The 18597-nt window shown below is 49.2% G+C and carries 18 protein-coding genes and 1 pseudogene; 4 read left to right on the forward strand and 15 right to left on the reverse strand.

The window, feature by feature from the left end:
- Positions 1 to 85 precede the first annotated feature (85 nt).
- The 14 genes and pseudogenes from guaA to ilvD form a co-directional block, all read right to left on the reverse strand.
- Positions 86 to 1645, reverse strand: coding sequence for a glutamine-hydrolyzing GMP synthase (gene guaA, locus C8R14_RS09650; protein ID WP_011635259.1), 1560 nt, complete (start codon positions 1643 to 1645; stop codon positions 86 to 88).
- 12 nt (positions 1646 to 1657) lie between these two features.
- Complete coding sequence (gene guaB / locus C8R14_RS09655) at positions 1658 to 3121, reverse strand: IMP dehydrogenase (RefSeq protein WP_011635258.1); 1464 nt, start codon at positions 3119 to 3121, stop codon at positions 1658 to 1660.
- A 124-nt stretch (positions 3122 to 3245) separates the two neighbouring features.
- Positions 3246 to 3611, reverse strand: a complete 366-nt coding sequence (locus C8R14_RS09660; protein WP_011635257.1) for an exosortase system-associated protein, TIGR04073 family — start codon at positions 3609 to 3611, stop codon at positions 3246 to 3248.
- 45 nt (positions 3612 to 3656) lie between these two features.
- Positions 3657 to 4322 (reverse strand): histidinol-phosphatase, encoded by a 666-nt coding sequence (locus tag C8R14_RS09665; RefSeq protein ID WP_011635256.1) that lies wholly within the window; start codon positions 4320 to 4322, stop codon positions 3657 to 3659.
- 136 nt (positions 4323 to 4458) lie between these two features.
- Complete coding sequence (gene hda, locus C8R14_RS09670; RefSeq protein ID WP_011635255.1) at positions 4459 to 5124, reverse strand: DnaA regulatory inactivator Hda; 666 nt, start codon at positions 5122 to 5124, stop codon at positions 4459 to 4461.
- Positions 5125 to 5286: 162 nt separating this feature from the next.
- Positions 5287 to 6360 carry a GNAT family N-acetyltransferase gene (locus C8R14_RS09675; RefSeq protein WP_011635254.1) on the reverse strand — a complete coding sequence of 358 codons (1074 nt, stop codon included), beginning with the start codon at positions 6358 to 6360 and terminating at the stop codon, positions 5287 to 5289.
- Positions 6361 to 6512: 152 nt separating this feature from the next.
- Positions 6513 to 7784, reverse strand: coding sequence for an MFS transporter (locus C8R14_RS09680; RefSeq protein WP_011635253.1), 1272 nt, complete (start codon positions 7782 to 7784; stop codon positions 6513 to 6515).
- A 104-nt stretch (positions 7785 to 7888) separates the two neighbouring features.
- Positions 7889 to 8434 (reverse strand): dTDP-4-dehydrorhamnose 3,5-epimerase, encoded by a 546-nt coding sequence (gene rfbC / locus C8R14_RS09685; RefSeq protein ID WP_011635252.1) that lies wholly within the window; start codon positions 8432 to 8434, stop codon positions 7889 to 7891.
- Positions 8435 to 8511: 77 nt separating this feature from the next.
- Positions 8512 to 9480: a 2-hydroxyacid dehydrogenase gene (locus C8R14_RS09690; protein ID WP_011635251.1), complete on the reverse strand. Its 969-nt coding sequence runs from the start codon at positions 9478 to 9480 to the stop codon at positions 8512 to 8514.
- 169 nt (positions 9481 to 9649) lie between these two features.
- A complete protein-coding gene (locus tag C8R14_RS09695) occupies positions 9650 to 9961 on the reverse strand; it encodes a c-type cytochrome (protein WP_011635250.1) in 312 nt (103 codons plus the stop codon).
- Between the two features lie 23 nt (positions 9962 to 9984).
- The gene (locus tag C8R14_RS14140) at positions 9985 to 10935 is read right to left on the reverse strand and encodes a YyaL domain-containing protein (protein WP_011635249.1); all 951 of its coding nucleotides are present in this window, start codon (positions 10933 to 10935) and stop codon (positions 9985 to 9987) included.
- Positions 10936 to 11127: 192 nt separating this feature from the next.
- Complete coding sequence (locus C8R14_RS14145; RefSeq protein WP_011635248.1) at positions 11128 to 11727, reverse strand: thioredoxin domain-containing protein; 600 nt, start codon at positions 11725 to 11727, stop codon at positions 11128 to 11130.
- A pseudogene (locus C8R14_RS14425) lies at positions 11720 to 11934 on the reverse strand (DUF255 domain-containing protein); the annotation flags it as partial. The gene C8R14_RS14145 and the pseudogene C8R14_RS14425, both read right to left, overlap by 8 nt.
- A 138-nt stretch (positions 11935 to 12072) precedes the next feature.
- Complete coding sequence (ilvD, locus tag C8R14_RS09705; protein WP_011635247.1) at positions 12073 to 13746, reverse strand: dihydroxy-acid dehydratase; 1674 nt, start codon at positions 13744 to 13746, stop codon at positions 12073 to 12075.
- Positions 13747 to 13878: 132 nt separating this feature from the next.
- On the opposite strand from ilvD, the gene lgt reads away from it, so the two are divergent.
- Genes lgt through dapE form a run of 4 tightly spaced genes read left to right on the forward strand, consistent with a single transcriptional unit; the run spans position 13879 to position 17852 of the window.
- A complete protein-coding gene (gene lgt / locus C8R14_RS09710) occupies positions 13879 to 14715 on the forward strand; it encodes a prolipoprotein diacylglyceryl transferase (protein ID WP_041353581.1) in 837 nt (278 codons plus the stop codon).
- A 24-nt stretch (positions 14716 to 14739) separates the two neighbouring features.
- Entirely contained in the window at positions 14740 to 15885 is a 1146-nt protein-coding gene (locus C8R14_RS09715; RefSeq protein WP_011635245.1) for an MlaE family ABC transporter permease, read from the forward strand.
- Complete coding sequence (locus C8R14_RS09720; RefSeq protein ID WP_011635244.1) at positions 15885 to 16667, forward strand: ABC transporter ATP-binding protein; 783 nt, start codon at positions 15885 to 15887, stop codon at positions 16665 to 16667. The genes C8R14_RS09715 and C8R14_RS09720 overlap by 1 nt, the downstream gene beginning before the upstream one ends.
- Before the next feature lie 48 nt (positions 16668 to 16715).
- Positions 16716 to 17852, forward strand: a complete 1137-nt coding sequence (gene dapE / locus C8R14_RS09725; protein WP_011635243.1) for a succinyl-diaminopimelate desuccinylase — start codon at positions 16716 to 16718, stop codon at positions 17850 to 17852.
- Positions 17853 to 18075: 223 nt separating this feature from the next.
- On the opposite strand, the gene C8R14_RS09730 is transcribed toward dapE, so the two are convergent.
- Positions 18076 to 18546: a hypothetical protein gene (locus tag C8R14_RS09730; RefSeq protein WP_011635242.1), complete on the reverse strand. Its 471-nt coding sequence runs from the start codon at positions 18544 to 18546 to the stop codon at positions 18076 to 18078.
- Between the last annotated feature and the right edge of the window lie 51 nt (positions 18547 to 18597).

Consider the following 18597-nt stretch of genomic DNA (forward strand, 5'->3'; position numbering starts at 1 on the left):
CAAACACAAACAAAAAAAAGCCCGCAATTACGCGGGCTTAGCGGCATTTCATGCCATCAGGTGCCTGGCTGTGCCAGACGCGGAATCATTCCCACTCGATGGTCGCGGGGGGTTTGCCTGAGATATCGTAAACCACACGGTTGATGCCACGAATTTCGTTGATGATGCGGTTGGAGATTCTGGCCAGCAGGGTGTAAGGCAGTTCAGCCCATTGTGCCGTCATGAAATCTTCAGTCTGAACGGCGCGCAGCGCGATGACATACTCATAACTGCGGTTATCTCCCATAACGCCAACTGATTTTATTGGCAGGAAAACAGCAAATGCCTGGGAGGTTTTTTCATACCATCCAGCGTTTCTCAGCTCTTCAATAAAGATGGCATCAGCCTGGCGCAATAATTCTGTGTATTCATATTTAACTTCTCCAAGAATACGGACACCCAGTCCCGGCCCGGGAAAGGGATGACGAAATACTAGGTCACGCGGCAGTCCCAGTGCCAAGCCAAGTTCTCGTACTTCATCCTTGAACAGTTCACGCAGTGGTTCCAGCAATTTGAGGCGAAGTGTTTCTGGTAGACCACCAACGTTATGGTGGGATTTGATTAATCCTGATTTCTTTGTGTGGCTGCCGGCAGATTCAATGACATCCGGATAAATGGTGCCTTGCGCCAGCCATTTGACGTTTTCAATTTTTGCGGCTTCCTGCTGAAAGATTTCCACAAATTCGCGGCCGATGGTGCGGCGTTTCTGTTCCGGATCAGTGATTCCTTTCAATTGCTCCAGGAATTGTCTGCTAGCATCAACGTAGATGACGTTGACCGCAAGATTCCGGCTAAAGGTTTCCATGGTTTGCTTGGCTTCATTCAGGCGGAGCAGGCCGTTGTCTACGAATACGCATACCAGCTGATCACCGATGGCGCGGTGGATTAGTGCGGCGGCTACTGAAGAATCTACCCCCCCAGACAATCCCAGGATGACTTTATCGCCGCCGACGCGCGCGCGTATCCGGCCAATGGCCTCTTCTACGTAATCCGGCATGTTCCAGTCATAGCCCGCATCACAGATATCATGAACGAAACGATCGAGGATAGCTTTTCCCTGAAGGGTGTGAGTGACTTCAGGATGGAACTGGACACCGTAGAACCTGCGTGTTTCGTCAGCCATGGCTGCAAAGGGAGTGGCTGCATTGAAGGCAATGGCTGTGAACCCAGGCGGTAATTTATTAACCCGGTCACCGTGGCTCATCCATACATCAAGAGCGGGTTTGCCATCAGAGTTGATGCGATCCTTGATGTCCTGGAACAGCCTGCATGGTTCTGTTAACAATTCTGCATAGCCAAATTCGCGCGTTTGCGCATTTTCCACCTCTCCTCCGAGCTGAGCTGCCATGGCCTGCATTCCATAACATATGCCGAGAACAGGGACACCCAGTTCAAACACAATTTGAGGCACACGCGGCGCGTCATTGGTAAAGATGGATGCCGGCCCGCCGGAGAGAATGATGCCAACAGGAGAAAATTCCCGAATAAATTGCGGGCTGACATCAAAGGGGTGGAGTTCACAGTAAACACTGGTTTCCCGGATGCGCCGTGCGATTAAACGAGCGTACTGCGAGCCAAAATCCAGGATAAGAATTGCTGAATGCATATCAGTAAAGGGTTATTCAACGTGATAATTGGGGGCTTCTTTGGTGATCTGAACGTCATGCACATGAGATTCCCGGATTCCGGCAGACGTGATTTCGATAAACTCAGCTTTTTCATGCATTTCACTGATGGTATGGCATCCCAGATAACCCATGCTGGAACGGACACCTCCTGTCAGTTGATGGATGACATTGGCGAGAGAGCCTTTGTAAGGAACGCGACCTTCCACGCCCTCGGGTACCAGTTTTTCTGCTTCATGGCGCTCGGTTTCCTGAAAATAGCGATCGCTTGATCCTTGTTGCATGGCAGATAATGAGCCCATGCCGCGATAACTTTTATAGGCTCTACCCTTGAGTAGCTCGACTTCACCTGGGGATTCCTCTGTTCCAGCCAGTAGACCTCCCAGCATGACTGCGCTTGCCCCTGCAGCAATGGCCTTGGCAATATCACCGGAATAACGAATACCTCCATCTGCGATAACTGGTACACCTGTACCCTGCAGTGCAGTAGCAACATTATCAATTGCTGAAATTTGCGGGACACCAACACCAGCAATGACCCGGGTGGTACAGATTGAACCTGGACCGATTCCAACCTTTACGGCATCAACACCATGATCTACCAATGCTTTGGCTCCTGCAGCCGTGGCAACATTACCAGCGATTACCTGAATTTCAGGAAAATTTCTCCTGACCCAGTACACGCGTTCCAATACGCCCTGCGAATGCCCATGTGCTGTGTCCACGACAATTACATCTGCACCAGCTTCCACCAAAGCGGCGGCACGTTCGTCACTGCCTTCCCCCACCCCGATTGCAGCACCCACGTATAAACGTTCCCGTTCATCCTTGCTGGCATAGGGATGTTCGGTTGTTCTGGTGATGTCCTTGACGGTAATCATCCCGCGCAATTCGAAGTTTTCATCGACAATCAGTGCTTTCTCAAGCCTGTGTTTATGCAGTAAGGCCAGTGCTTCTTCCTGTGAGATGCCTTCTCGGACAGTAACCAGACGCTTCTTCGGGGTCATGATATTTTTGACCGGCTGATCAAGGTTGGTTTCAAACCGCAGATCGCGGTTGGTAACAATGCCTACAACCTTTTTGCCCTTTACTACGGGCAAGCCGGATATGTTGTGTTGCCGAATCAGTTCCAGAACGCTTCTGACGGTCATGTCTGGAGAGACGACAATCGGATCAGTGACAATGCCGCTTTCGAAGCGTTTTACTTGTGCAACCTGCGCTGCTTGGGCGCTGATCGGCATATTTTTGTGGATAATGCCGATCCCGCCCTCTTGGGCGATAGCAATAGCAAGTCGTGCTTCGGTAACTGTATCCATCGCGGCTGAAACAATCGGAATCCTGATCCGGAGAGAACGGGTTAGCTGTGTGGTGAGGTCAACATCCCTGGGCAAGACTTCGGAATGAGCGGGAAGCAGTAATATATCGTCGAAGGTGAGTGCTTTTTGTATGAGTCGCATGCTGCCGATCCTTCACAAAACCGATATTATATCGGAACCAGCTGTATTGTCTGTCTTGACTTCATGTGTTTCTTCCAGCCGGAGCGAATCCTGGCAAGGGTAATTGATATCAAACTCAATATTATCAACGCATACGCCAGGCTGAATAGGTTGTTTCCCGATTGAAATCATTCCAGATATAAGTCGGTTGAACGAGGGAAGTAGTGGGTATTACGAAGGTGACGATATCAAGCGCACCACTTAATGTCCGCCCCACTGTTTGAACGATGCCCACGAAAAATCCTGCTGTTACACCGTAGATAGTTCCTTTTTTCTGGCTGGAAATCATCATATTTTTAGGGATTTCACCAATGCCAGTAACGATATTGGCAACGCCTGTAGCCAGCTTTTCTCCTGCTTTTTCAGGATAGCTGTCAGCAGCCTGTGCGCTAAATGAAAGTAAAAGACTCAAAATTGCTGGTAGTAGGAATGCTATGGAAGTATGTTTCATTTTGTTTTCTCCTTGTTAAAGAATGTAAATTATCTGATTGAGGTGCTATTGGCGCAGGCTAATAATACGCCACCCGCATTCTTTCGCATGTTCATGGAGTGTGGCATCCGGGTCCACCGCAACAGGATGTGTCACCTTTTTGAGGAGTGGCAGATCGTTGAGCGAGTCACTATAAAACCAGCTTTGCAGGAAAGAAAGCCAGGTGAGGTTATGCATGTCCAGCCATTGTTCCAGCCGGGTTATTTTACCTTCCCGGAAAGAGGGAGTGCCGGTTACGCGGCCGGTAAATTCACCATTTTCCAGTTCCGGTTCGGTGGCAATTAGATGATCAACACCCAGCATGCTGGCAATGGGGGCGGTTACGAAGCTATTGGTGGCAGTAATAATAATGCACAAATCCTTTTCAGCCTGATGCCCGGCAATTAATTCACAAGCGCCGGGAGCAATCAATGGTGCAATTTTTTGTTTGACAAAACGACTGCGCCATTCATTTAATTGTTCGCGCGGGTGGCGGGAAAGAGGCTTTAACTGAAAATTCAGAAATTCATGAATATCCAGTGTGCCCGCTTTGTATTGCTCGTAAAATTCAATGTTACGAGCTTCGTAGACCTCCCGATCCAGAACATTTTGTTCAATCAGGAACTGTGCCCATTGAAAATCGCTGTCACCAGCCAGGAGTGTGTTATCCAGGTCAAATAATGCCAGTTTCATGATGCTGATCGGTATAAGAAAAAATGGATGTAATAAAGCTGTGTAAGGAAAAACAGCAGATTCGTTTCAAAGTTGAACGGAGCAACTGCAATCATCTGATATTCCGAGATTGACGATCGTCCGAAACCGGTGCTGATTATAACAGTTCACGCAGCAAGGGAAGGGTGACGGGGCGCTGCCTAGTCAGCGAAAGCTGATCCAGCGCGCTGACCTGCCTGATCAGGGAGGATAAGTCCCGTTGTTCATGCTTCAGTAAGTAGTTGCAAACATCCAGAGGCAACTCAAATCCGCAACGGATTGCATAGTCTTGCATAACTTCTATTTTTTTTTCATCCGTTAATTCGTGTACTTGATATACCAATCCCCAGCCCAGGCGAGTAGTCAGATCCGGACGCAAACCCAATTGTGCAGGCGGTCGGGTGCCACCAGCCAAAAATATCCCATACTTGCTTTCACGGATCTGGTTATAAAGATTAAACAGTCTAATTTGTTCAGCATCATCCAGTTGTTCAATGTTATCAACTGCTATGCAATCTGCGGTTAGATTGAAATCAATTTCATCAGCCTGATTGCAATCAATGTAGTGTGTATTGCGCTGCTGTTCCATAAAAATATTGGTTACCGCCTGCAGCAGATGGCTTTTACCGCTTCCTGTATTTCCCCACAGATAATAAAAACGATCTTGACGATTGTCGGCAACCAGATTCCTCAGTGTGTACAGCAACTCTTCGTTCCCTTCAGGAATAAAGTTGTCCAGTGACGGCGGGCCGATTTCAGTAATATCAAGGAGAAGTTGTCTCATTGGCAGTTTTTGGAATCTATTTTTGCATATGGGATAAAAGAGACAATATGCTGATAGATTAAAGATGTCCGGATATCAAAACAGTGTTATTGCGCAGCAGTTGTAATTTTTGAGTAGATAGATAAAGTTGAAGCAGCCTCGCAATCGAAGTATTCTACGAAGTTATTTCATGAATTTTCTGATTCTTTTCCTGATTTTCCCCGCAATATGTTTAGACATGCAAGCTAGTCCCCAGAAAGATACGGGATTATAGGCAACTAATCCCAAGCGCTCACGTCGGTGGCTCATCCAATCTTTTTTGTAAGCGTCGTCCCCGGTAAGGTAGTCAACTTCATGCACCTTGTCCACGTCAATTACGTATTGCATCAGGTGCGCAGTCAGAATGGTGCCGGGAGATAGGTTGGCATATTTTTCATCGTACGCTAATTTGTAGATTGCTGCCCGGCCATGATTTATTATCCAGAGCTGTGCTGCAATTGGTTCTTCGTCATAGTATGCAATTCCTAACCTCAACCAGCCTCTGGTTGCACAAAGACTGATTAAAGAAGGCATAAATTCTGGGTAAGGCTCCGGTATTTTCCAGCTTGCCCCGTAAATTTTTTCCCAGGCATCAATTGCGATGGAGAGCTTGTCGTGAGTTGTAATGATTTCCAGTTTTCCTCGCCCTCCTGCCAGAAATTTTTTCTTTCGCCGTTCCAGTGTATTCCTCACCCGAGAGGAAAGCCCCTGTAAATAAGCAGAGAATGACTGGTTGTTTACAGGCAGATACCAATTCCCCCAGCAGAAAAACCGATCAGTTTTAAAACCAATTTTCTTTAAAGCTTGTTCGTGGAGGTCAAAACCTGACCAGGACGGATCCATAATGTCAAAGCGCAGTACGTCAGCTCGTGTGTCTGACACAATCTTTCTTAAGCAATCAGCCAGGTTGTCAATTGTCAGGTTGGGAAGAATCAAAGGTTGATACAGTGAGGAATAAAAGCAGGTAAAGCCGTTAATCTGCCGAGCACTTAACTTTCCTTTTTTTCGTAATAACGTTGGCCAGATCCCTTGCATAACGCTCCCTTCTTCTGAAGTGTAAATACAGATTTCTTTTGTTTGCTGGATAACATTGGTCTCTAACAGAAGAAACCAGTCTCTGGATAAATCAAAGCTTGTTTTTTCACCTAATTCAAATAATTTCTGGTAGTTCGTAGGTAAATCGTTAAGGCTTTTGTATTTATTGATTAGTTGTTCCATGGGTTTTATTTGTAATGAGCGTAAATGGGTGACATTTGCGCTCAAGTGTCCGATTATATGACTACACGAGGTTCATAATAGAACGGAGGTAGAAAAGGATAGCTGTAGTTAAATTTGTATGGACATATTATGCGGGTTGTAAGTCTTTTTTATTACGCTTTGTTTGGCGCCAGCCTCCTGGCCATTTTTAATCCTGCCAGGCTGAATATGCCTGCCATTGTCAGATAAAGGCCAACAAAGGATGTGCCTCCCGCATCATTAAGTGCCTGTGCGGCAAGGGGGGCGAGTGCGCCGCCTAGAATACCTCCTAAGTTGAAGGCAACAGATATGCCTGTATAGCGTATTCGCGGAGGGAAAAGTGATGGTAGCCATACGCCAAGCGGGCCGTAAACAAACCCCATTATAAACAGGGCAAGCGAAAGCACCATCCAGACCAGCCATAGCGATCCCGCCCCCAAGGCTGGTCCAAATATTAAGCCCAGGATAATTGTCGCTGCACATCCCCATACCAGTACCTGGTTTGCGTGATGCTGATCGGCACGTATTCCCGAGAGAACGATACCAATAGCCAGAAATAATATTGCTGCAAGCTGAGTGAGCAGAAACAGCTCACGATCGTATCCAAGTGTCGTAGTGCCATGAGCCAGTGCAAAAGCGGTTGAAAGATAAAAGATGGCAAAACAGGCAACTACTGTAAACGTTCCGGCAAAGGTGATAGCGGCATGCTTGCGTATCAGCTCGCCGATGGGAACCGGAATGGGAGGATCTTTTGCCAGTGCCCGGGTAAATTCGGGTGTTTCATTAATTTTCAGCCGCACCCATAAACCAAGTCCAACCAGAATTGCACTGGTAAGGAATGGGATTCGCCATCCCCATGCTGCAAAGTCTGTTTCACTCAACGCCGTACCGAGAAGCAAAAACAATCCGTTTGCGGCAATGAATCCAATTGGAGCACCTAACTGAGGAATCATACCAAACCGCGCACCCCATCCCGGGGGAGCGTATTCAACAGCCAATAAAGCCGCGCCGCCCCATTCGCCGCCAAGTCCCAGTCCCTGACCAAAACGCAGGGTGCACAATAGTAACGGAGCTATCCAGCCTGCTGTCGCGTAGGTGGGCAAGAATGCAATCAGCAGGGTTGATATGCCCATCAGCAACAATGAGGCGACCAGTGTTGATTTTCTTCCAATACGATCACCAAAATGGCCGAATAATATTGCGCCAACCGGCCGCGCGAGGAAGGCGAGTCCAAAGCTCAGGAATGACAACATTAATTGTGCAGACGGAGATTCTGCAGGAAAGAATAAAGGTCCGAATACCAGTGCCGCTGCCGTGGCATAAATATAAAAATCATAAAATTCGATGGTTGTGCCGACTAGGCTTGCAATCAGTATGCGGCGATGCTGATAAAAAGGGTGGGACATAGTCAAATCAGTTTCTTCGAGATTTCCGGGCTGTCAGGATACTTCAAGCCGTATTGCGCCAGGAGTTGGCGCACATTTCCATTGGTGTTGCAGAAGCTCTTGCGTTAGTCAAAGACCTCGGCCTGATCAAATGGGGTTCCCAGGGCATCCTTGGTGGATAGAGCAGGCTGAATACCTGCTGGCCAGGCAATGTCGAGTGTTGGGTCATTCCAGAGAATGCAGCGCTCATGGACAGGTGCATAGTAATCCGTGGTTTTGTAGAGAAATTCGGCGGTATTGCTCAGTACGACAAAACCATGGGCAAATCCTTCAGGTATCCAGAGTTGGTATTTGTTTTCTGCAGAAAGGATTTCCCCCGTCCATTGGCCAAAGGTTGCTGAGCTTTTGCGCAGATCAATCGCTACGTCGAACACTTCACCTTGCACCACACGCACCAGCTTGCCCTGCGGTTGCTGAATCTGATAATGCAGGCCGCGCAGGACATTCTTCATACTGCGGCTGTGATTATCCTGCACGAACTGAACCGGCCTGCCGATGATTTCTTCAAAACTGGCTTGATTGAAGCTTTCAAAAAAGAAGCCGCGTTCATCGCCGTATACTTTGGGTTCGATTAGATAGATATCAGGAATCGCAAGAGGTGTGGCTTTCATTCAGATTTTTCCTTGAACAGGTTCTAAGCAGTAGAGTGCGGCGGTGGACATTACCTGGTCTATATGCGTATCCAGAATTACTGCAACGCTGTATTAATCTGGTTAAAAGGCTTGTTTTGCAGGAAATTACGTATGTTATCTGCCAGCAGGTTGATCATGCGTTGTCTAGATTCCACACTGGCCCAGGCGGAATGGGGTGTAATAAGCAGGTTGGGATGAGGGTAATCCAGCAAGGGATTGCCATTAACCGGCGGCTCTGCTTGCAGGACGTCGATAGCTGCGCCGGCAATACGGCCAGAATAAAGGGCTTGCAGCAGGTCGTCTTCATTGATCAGGCCGCTTCTGGCTGTATTAATAAGGTATACCGAGGGTTTCATCAGATCAAATTCCCACTTGCCAATCAAATGCCGGGTATCTGCCGACAACGGGCAGTGCAGCGTAATGAAATCCGCTTGTTGGATAACATCATTGAATGCCATGCGCCCAGGCCGGATGGATGAGGCGGATTTATATTCGGCGATCAACAGTTTCATACCAAATGCTTTGGCTATATTTGCCACAGCACTACCGAGCTCGCCATGCCCGATGATACCAAGCGTCTTTCCTGCCAATTCCATAACGCCGAAATCAAGCGGGCAGAAGTAGGTGCTGGTCTGCCATCCCCCTTTTTTTATCAGCTGCCGATATTCCACGAAACGGCAGGCAAAGTTCAGCATGAACATAAGCGTGTGTTGCGCAACGGAACTAGTGGCATAGTTGCGTACATTACATACCGGAATATTGCGCTCAGCGGCTGCAGCAAGATCGACGTTGTTATAACCGGTGGCTGCGACACAAATCAGTTTTAGCTGATCTGCTGCAAATATGGCTGTCCGATCCAGCTGCACTTTATTGCTGATGATGATTTCAGCTCCCTTGATCCGCTCTGTAACCTGTTCACGGGAGGTGTTGTCATGATAAATCCAGGGAGATACGGCCTGCTCCAGCGCTGCCCGATCAATATCACCGCGCGTGACGGAGCCGAAATCAAGGAAAACCGTAAGCATAATTGTTATATGGCTGGATATTTAAAAAGAATGTTTCAAAGAAATGTATTGAAAGCCAGGTACGTTGTCAAATAAAGCGGTCTTTCTTGATAGCTTGGATTGGCGGCCCGGAAACAAAAAAGCCGATACGGTTCCCGGTATCGGCTTAAATTTATAGCTGATGATCAGATCATTTAAGTGTCGAGATCCATTCTGCCAGTGCTTTGGCATCCCCATCACTGACATTGACGTTTGGAGGCATTGGAATCTGACCCCATACACCAGTGCTGCCCCCTTTTATTTTGCTTACCAGGTATCCGGTCTCATCATCCTTGCCCGCATATTTGGTTGCAATTTCTTTAAATGAAGGGCCAACAAGTTTTGCATCTACCTGATGACAAGCGACACAATTATTTTTTGCTGCCAATTCGGGGCTGGCCTGAACAGAACCGGCCACTAACAACGCTGAAGCAGCAAATACACCTAACCAAGCTGTTTTCATCAGTTTTTTCCTTTTATGAATGATTAAGGGAGTGCCATTCTACCGTGAACCCTGCAGACTTGCAGCAGTTCATTCAGTGAATGAATCTCCGGAAGACAACGCCTGCCCTCACATACTTGAGCGCTGATTTTTCCATCTGGGGCAGAGCGTTTTTTAAGACCATCGGGTAACCCGGAAAGTTCATGAGGCAATGCGATTGATATCATATTCAATGAACAGGGAACCAGTGCCTTAAGCCATGTCTGCAATTCTGCTTCATCTCCAGACAGGAGCACTGTCCGGGTTGGTTCCAGAAATTCCTCCAGCGCGACCAATATGCTGCAATGCGAACTGGCCTGGTGTGACAACACATCAGAGAAAATATCCAGTGTACGTTTGGCAGATTCGAGGTAGCGTGGCTCGCCCACTAGATAGCCCAGGTGCTGCAAGGCTATGCTGGCAATACCGTTTCCGGCTGGAATGGCGCCATCGTGACCGGTTTTAGGCCGATGAATAAGTATCTCATCATGACTGGTGAAAAAAAATCCATCGGATGTTTCATCTTCAAACCGGGTGAGCAGTGTATCTGCCAGGGTGATGGCAAAATCAAGATCTGCCTGTCGAAAGCGGGCTTGCAGCAGCGTCAGCAGACTATCCAGCAGGAAGGCGTGATCATCCAGATAGGCATTCAGATGCGCTTTGCCATCCTTGAACGTTGCCAGCAGGCAGCTATCCTGCCATAGCCTGTCGTGGATGAAATCCATTGCCTGCACGGCTGAATCAATCCATTCCCCACGTTCAAAAATCTGTCCGGCGCGCGCCATGTCCTTGATCATCAGCGCATTCCAGCTGGTCAGTATTTTTTCATCACGTCCCGGCCGGATACGCTGCTCACGTTCGTTTAGTAACTTCTTGCGTGCGCTGTCAATGAGCTGTTGCGCAGCTTCCGAATGGATTTGATTATTTGCTGCAACTGCCTCGATTGATTGCACCACTTCAAGATGCCAATGCTGACCTTCGAAGTTGGGATGGCGATCAAGGCCAAAGTAAGGGGCTGTCGCCGCATATTCTTCCCTGGTGAGAATCGCGGCAATCGCCTGCCGATCCCAGACGTAGAATTTGCCTTCTTCATGTTCAGAATCAGCATCCAGTGAGGCAAAACAGCCCCCACCTGCTGCTGTACTGGCTTACATTTCCCGCATGACCCAGGCTGCTGTTTCTTCAACAACCTGTTTGAAAAGCGGGTTGCCGGTTATCAACCAGGTTTCTGCATAGAGGGACAGCAGCAGCGCATTGTCATACAGCATTTTTTCAAAATGTGGAATCCGCCAGTAACGATCAGTGCTATAGCGGCAGAATCCTCCGCCCAGTTGGTCATATAAACCACCCTGCGCCATCTTTTCCAGAGTGTGGGTCACAACATGCAGTGCCTGAGTATTATTATCAGCGATATAACGTCGCAGGCAGAACTGCAATTCAGCCGGATGAAGGAACTTGGGCGCATCGCCAAATCCGCCATACATTTCATCAAACTGGCGATTCAACTGTTGCCATGCCTGGTCAATTGGTTGTCGGGAAAGTACGGAAGCATCGGTTTTGGGTGTGGGCAGTGATTGAGCAAGCAATTTCAGTAATACTGCATTCTGCTGTTCGATATCCGCTGTACGAGTGTGATAAGTCTCTGCCACTTTTGGCAGTAGTTGCAGGAATCCCGGCATACCGTGACGTGCTTCCTTTGGAAAATAAGTGCCACCGAAAAAAGGCTTTTGTTCGGGTGTCAGGAACATGGTCAGTGGCCAGCCGCCAGCCGCCGGAACGATGATTCAGCGCATAGTGTGCACTCTGGTAAATTTGGTCAATATCAGGGCGTTCTTCACGATCAACCTTGATATTGACGAAATGCGTGTTCATGGCGCAGCCACTTCAGCATCTTCAAATGATTCATGCGCCATCACATGATACCAGTGGCAGGCGGAATAGCCGATGGAAAGCAATATCAGCTTATTCTGTGTTTGTGCGATTTACAATGCCTCTTTCCCCCATGGATCAGTCCACAGGATTGTCTGCGTGCTGCAGCAAGTAAGGACTGGTTTCTCCGGCAAGGTGGTTAGGCATTGTTTTTTGTAGGGAGATTAATCAGTAACCGCACCACGACTGGCGGTTGATACCAGTTTGGCATATTTTGCCAGTACACCGCGTGTGTAGCGCGGCGCAGGCGGCTGCCAGGCAGCCCGGCGGCGTTCCAATTCTGTTTCTGAAACATTCAGTTGTAACAGGCGGCGATGCGCATCGATTGTGATTGAATCTCCTTCTTCCACCAGAGCGATCACTCCCCCGGCGTATGCTTCCGGTGCTACATGGCCTACGACCATGCCGTAGGTGCCGCCGGAAAAACGGCCATCGGTAATCAATCCGACCGAATCACCCAATCCTTCACCGATTAGCGCCGAAGTAGGGGAGAGCATTTCACGCATGCCGGGACCGCCGCGTGGCCCCTCGTAGCGAATAACGACAACATCACCCGGCTTGATTTTGCGATCGAGAATGGCAGTCATACAGGTTTCTTCGGATTCAAACACTCTGGCGGGCCCGGTAATATTGGGGTTTTTTACACCGGAAATCTTGGCCACCGCACCTTCCGGCGAAAGATTACCCTTCAGGATCGCCAGATGACCTTGTTCATACACCGGGTTGTCCCAGGTGCGGATGACGTTTTGATCCGCGCGCGGTTGTTCAGGAATATCTTTCAGTACTTCAGCGATAGTTTGTCCGCTGATGGTCAGACAGTCACCATGCAGCAGACCGTGCACGAGCAGCATTTTCATCACTTGTGGAATGCCGCCTGCTCTGTGCAGATCAGTGGCGACGTAGCGCCCGGAAGGTTTCAGGTCACACAACACCGGCACACGGGCACGAATCGCTTCGAAATCGTCAATATGAAAATCTACTTCTGCTGCGTGGGCGATGGCCAGCAGATGCAGCACAGCATTGGTCGAGCCGCCTACGGCCATGACTACCGTTACTGCATTTTCGAGTGACTTGCGGGTAATCAGGCTGCGCGGCAGAATCTGTTTTTTGATTGCTTCCACCAGCACCTCGGCAGAGCGGGTGGCGCTGATCCGCTTTTCCTCATCTTCCGCAGCCATAGTGGAGGAATGGGGCAGACTCATGCCCATCGCCTCAATCGCAGAGGACATGGTGTTGGCGGTGTACATGCCGCCGCACGAACCTGCGCCGGGACAGGCATGGCGTTCAACTTCCAGCAGTTCCTGATCATCAATCTTGTGTGCGCTATGTTGCCCAACCGCTTCAAACGCACTGACGATTGTCAGATCGCGACCCTGGTAGTGACCGGGCTTGATGGTGCCGCCATAGACAAAAATGGATGGCACGTTCAGTCTAGCCAGCGCGATTAGGGCACCAGGCATGTTTTTGTCACACCCGCCAATGGCAATGACGCCATCCATGCTTTCCGCCTGCACGCAGGTTTCAATGGAATCAGCGATTACCTCGCGTGATACCAGTGAGTATTTCATGCCTTCGGTGCCCATGGAGATACCATCCGATACCGTAATCGTGCCGAACATTTGCGGCATGGCACCGGCATTTTTCAATGCATGTTCCGCACATTTGGCAAGCGTATCCAGCCCCATGTTGCAAGGCGTGATGGTGGAAAAGCCGTTGGCAATGCCGACAATGGGCTTATCGAAATCTCCGTCACCGAATCCAACTGCACGTAACATGGCGCGATTGGGAGCACGTTTCGCACCTTTAGTGATGGCCTGGCTGCGTCGATTGTCTGGCATATTATTCCCTCATAGATAGATAGATAGATGTGATGAATATAGTTAGGCAAGGTAACGATTGCTGGGGGTGATTGCTGTGGTCAGCAGATGTTGCCGTATAATGCGTATTTTACCGTAAGTCAGGCTGCTGCCATGTTCGTTCATCCACAATTTGATCCGATTGCGATTTCCATAGGTCCGCTTGCTGTTCGCTGGTACGGGTTGATGTACCTGCTCGGGTTTTTCTTGTTCATTGTGCTCGGGCGCTATCGTATCCGGCATCAGCCCGGTTGTATCTTTACCCGGGAAATGCTGGATGATGCACTGTTTTTCGGCGTGCTGGGTGTCGTGCTAGGTGGTAGGCTGGGGCAGGTTTTATTTTATGAGCCAGGTTATTTTTTGCAGCATCCACTGGAGATTCTGGCGATCTGGCATGGTGGAATGTCTTTCCACGGCGGATTTCTCGGCGTTATTGTGGCTATGATATGGCTGGCACGCAAATACAGGCTGTCATGGTTATCAGTCACTGATTTTATCGCACCACTGGTTCCGCTTGGCCTGGGTGCAGGACGTATTGGTAATTTCATCAACGGGGAATTATGGGGACGACCTACGGATGTGCCCTGGGGGATGATTTTTCCGTATGTAGACAATCTGCCACGGCATCCGTCCCAACTATATGAATTTGCATTGGAGGGGTTGGCATTTTTCATTCTGATGTGGCTTTATTCAGCCAAACCAAGACCACTGGGTGCTATCTCCGGAATGTTTATGATTGGTTATGGCGTTTTTCGCTCATTCTGCGAATTCTTTCGCGAACCGGATGACGGTTTTCTCGGCGTCATGACCCTGGGGATTAGTATGGGTCAGTGGTTATCACTGCCGATGATTGCAGCCGGTGTCGCACTGGTGTTCTGGGCATACCGGCATGACCAAAAGCCGGAAAAGATTGCCCAGGATTCGCGGAACAAACGCAAAAACCGGAGCTAACAGTCAAAATGGATTGGGATAGTCATGCCCTCTGATTTGCCGGTTGACCACAATCCCCGGCATCAACTTATTACCACAGAAGCAGGTAATTCCTGTCTGCAGCTTACCGGTAGCTATACCCTCGTTTCGCTTAACCCATCATTACCCGCAGTTGCAAGGGAGCTGGCGCAGCTGGCCAGTCAACCTGGCCTGTACTGGGATCTGACGAATATCCACCAGCTTGATTACGCGGGCGCCGTGATGTTGTGGCAGATTTGGGGCGAGCAGCGTCCTGATCATCTGCTGCTGCGCCCCGAGCAAGAACAAATGTTTCAGCGCTTGGAAAAAGTGGTATCGCTGCCTGAACCGACACAGCGCAAATGGTTTTTGCCTGTCTCCCTGCTCGGGCAACAGCTCCTCCGTTTTTTTGATCACCTCGCTGGCATGATTAGCCTTTCTGGCCAGATTGTGCTGGATATCGTTTACCTGATGACCCATCCAAGCAGGATTCCTGTGCGGGAAATTTCTGCGAATTTGTATCGTACTGGCGCACAGGCACTTGGCATTACTGCCATCGTCGGATTTTTGATCGGTATTGTGCTGAGCTATCTTTCCTCTGAACAGCTACATATGCTTGGAGCGGATATCTACATTGTCAATATTCTCGGGATGAGTATCATCCGGGAGCTGGGTCCAATGCTGGCTGCCATATTGGTTGCTGGGCGCTCCGGTTCCGCCATGACTGCCCAGCTGGGGGTCATGCGTGTGACCGAAGAACTGGATGCACTGACGGTAATGGGTATTCCTCATAGCCTGCGACTAGTATTGTCCAAAATTATCGGTCTGAGTCTTGCTTTACCGCTGATCGTGCTCTGGACTAGCTCAGTTGCGCTGCTGGGCGGGCTTTTAGCGGCGGATCTGCAAGTGGGATTAAGTATTCGTTACGCGGTGACTACCTTGCCCGATGCGGTACCAATCGCTAATTTATGGTTAGGACTGGGCAAGGGAGTGGTCTGCGGCATGGCAATTGCCCTGATTGCCTGTCATTTCGGGCTGCGCATCAAACCGAATACCGAAAGCCTGGGAGAAGGCACTACCAATTCAGTGGTGACTTCGATTACTGCCGTGATCATCATTGATGCCATTTTTGCAGTGGCTTTTTCCAGTATCGGCATCAGGGTTGCAGGCTGATGACAACTGCTGAACCAGTTATCGAAATTGCCGGATTGACTACTCGCTTCGGCCAGAATGTCATTCATGAAAATATCAATCTGACTGTGCTCAAGGGAGAGGTGCTGGCACTGGTCGGTGGCTCTGGTAGCGGCAAAACCACTCTACTGCGCCAGATGCTTGGATTGATCACCCCCGCACAAGGCAGCGTCAAAGTATTCGGTGCGACGCACTATGATTGCGGCCATGAAAAAGAAAGGGAGCTGCGCACTCGCTCGGGTGTCTTATTTCAGCAGGGAGCGCTGTTTAGCGCTTTGACGGTCTTTGACAATATTGCTTTGCCCATGCGGGAGTTGCGTATATTGAGCGAAACCATGGTTCGCGATCTGGTCATGCTGAAGCTCGGTATGGTCGGGGTTGAGGCACAGCACGTTCACAAGATGCCGTCAGAATTATCAGGCGGAATGATCAAGCGGGTTGCCCTGGCGCGTGCATTGGCGCTGGATCCGGAGCTGTTATTTCTGGATGAACCAACTGCCGGCCTTGATCCCGCATTGAGTGAAAGTTTTGTTGAGCTGATACGCTCTTTGCGTGAAGAGTTGGCGCTGACGATTGTCATGGTCACACATGATCTGGATACACTGGTTGCAATTTCCGATCGAGTGGTTGTGCTGGCTAACCGGAGCATTGTCGCGCTGGGGCCGATACCGGATATTATTGCCAACGGGCGACATCCGTTTATTAAAGATTTTTTTGGAGGGGCACGCGGGCGTAATGCATTACGCATTTTTCAGCAACTCTGATTTTGCTGCCAAATTATTTCACTTAAATCTCAAACCAAGGAAACTCCCATGCCCAATAGTACCCTGACACTTGCCCAGATGCTGATTGCACGTCGTTCCCTGACGCCAGATGATGACGGTTGCCAGAAAATTCTTGTTCACCGGCTGGCCGGACTGGGATTCAACAGTGAAGCCATGAACTTTGGTGAGGTGGAGAATCTCTGGACGAGAAAAGGTATTGACGGGCCGCTGGTATGTTTTGTCGGGCATACGGATGTTGTGCCGACTGGGCCGGTTGCGCAGTGGGATAGCGATCCTTTTACACCAACAGTCCGCGATGGCTTTCTCTATGGCCGTGGTGCAGCAGATATGAAGTCCTCTATCGCTGCTTTTGTTACTGCGATTGAGGAATTTGTTGAGTTGCACCCGGATCACAAGGGTTCGATTGCGTTGCTGATTACCTCGGATGAAGAAGGGCCGGCGGTGGAGGGGACAGTTAAAGTCGTGGAAACCCTTCAGGCACGCGGAGAGGTGATTGATTATTGTATCGTGGGCGAACCTACCTGTACAGACCGGCTAGGGGATACTATTAAAAATGGGCGGCGCGGCAGTCTGTCAGGCAATCTGACGGTTAAAGGTATCCAGGGACACATTGCCTATCCTCATCTGGCCAGAAATCCAATTCACACTGCTGCACCTGCCATTGCGGAGCTTGCCCAAACCGTATGGGATGATGGCAATGAATATTTCCCTGCCACCACCTGGCATATTTCCAATATCCGTGGCGGCACCGGCGCAACCAACGTTATTCCGGGAGAAGTCAATCTGCTGTTCAATTTCCGTTTTTCTACCGCCAGTACGGTTGAATCACTCAAGACGCGCGTGCATGAGATTCTGGATCGGCATGGACTGGAGTATGAACTGGTCTGGGAGCTTTCCGGCAAGCCTTACCTGACGCCCAAGGGAATACTGGCCGATGCACTCAGTGCAGCCATTCGCGAAGTAACAGGCGTTGAGCCGGAACTTTCCACCTCGGGCGGTACTTCCGATGGTCGTTTTATCGCTGATATCTGTTCGCAGGTGGTCGAATTCGGACCACGCAATGCAACTATTCATAAGATTAATGAATCCGTGGAAGTTGCGGATATAGAGCGACTATCTCGTATATACCGGTTGACATTGGAGAAATTGTTACTGCAGGATTGACGGTATTGCTACGATCCTATTGTCTATTGTGGCTGTTTTTGCGAACACCAACAGGTACGGAGCAATCCAGTAGCAGTACTGGTAAAAAAGGCAGCCTGTTTGTTACTCCTTTCGAGTATTGGCTTTACAGACGGATGACAGTATCGCGTTCCTTGTGAAGGAATCGCTCATTCATTGCTTTTGAGTACCGTCTGTAAAACACAATATAACTATGTGGGATCAATCAGGCTGCATGCTTGGTTGGCTTTTTCCCGTGTAGCAGCTCAATCAGTTTCTCGCTTAACTGAAATTTGGCCGACTTTTTGTCAGCTTCCCCTATCTGGCTAATCAATCCGTGCGAGGTCAGCGCATCAAGCAGTGGCAGTAAATCGTTGTGATCATCAATAAAGTAGGCAAGGCAGGGTCCTTTACGATGGAATCCCCAGCGGTTCCAGTCCCACCAGTTTTTCTTTAACACATAAAATTCCCGATGAAACTTGAAATCCGGATTGTCCAAATCCTGTTTCATCTCGTTCAACAAGTGCTCATGTGCTTGCCATAATTGATCAAACAGATTCTGGGTATCGCTTGTGATAATCACCCCTGTCGCTGCATCGGATGACTTTTGCAGGCCAGGTTTTAACAGAAAGGCGCTTATCAGATAAGTTGCGACAACACCCAGCAAAAATCCTGCCACCAGACTCAAAACGTCCATTTATCCCTCCATTGATATAGTTTGATCGCTAATTTTTATCAGGCAGTATAA

The sequence above is a fragment of the Nitrosomonas eutropha genome (genome assembly GCF_003201195.1).
GTDB lineage: Bacteria > Pseudomonadota > Gammaproteobacteria > Burkholderiales > Nitrosomonadaceae > Nitrosomonas > Nitrosomonas eutropha.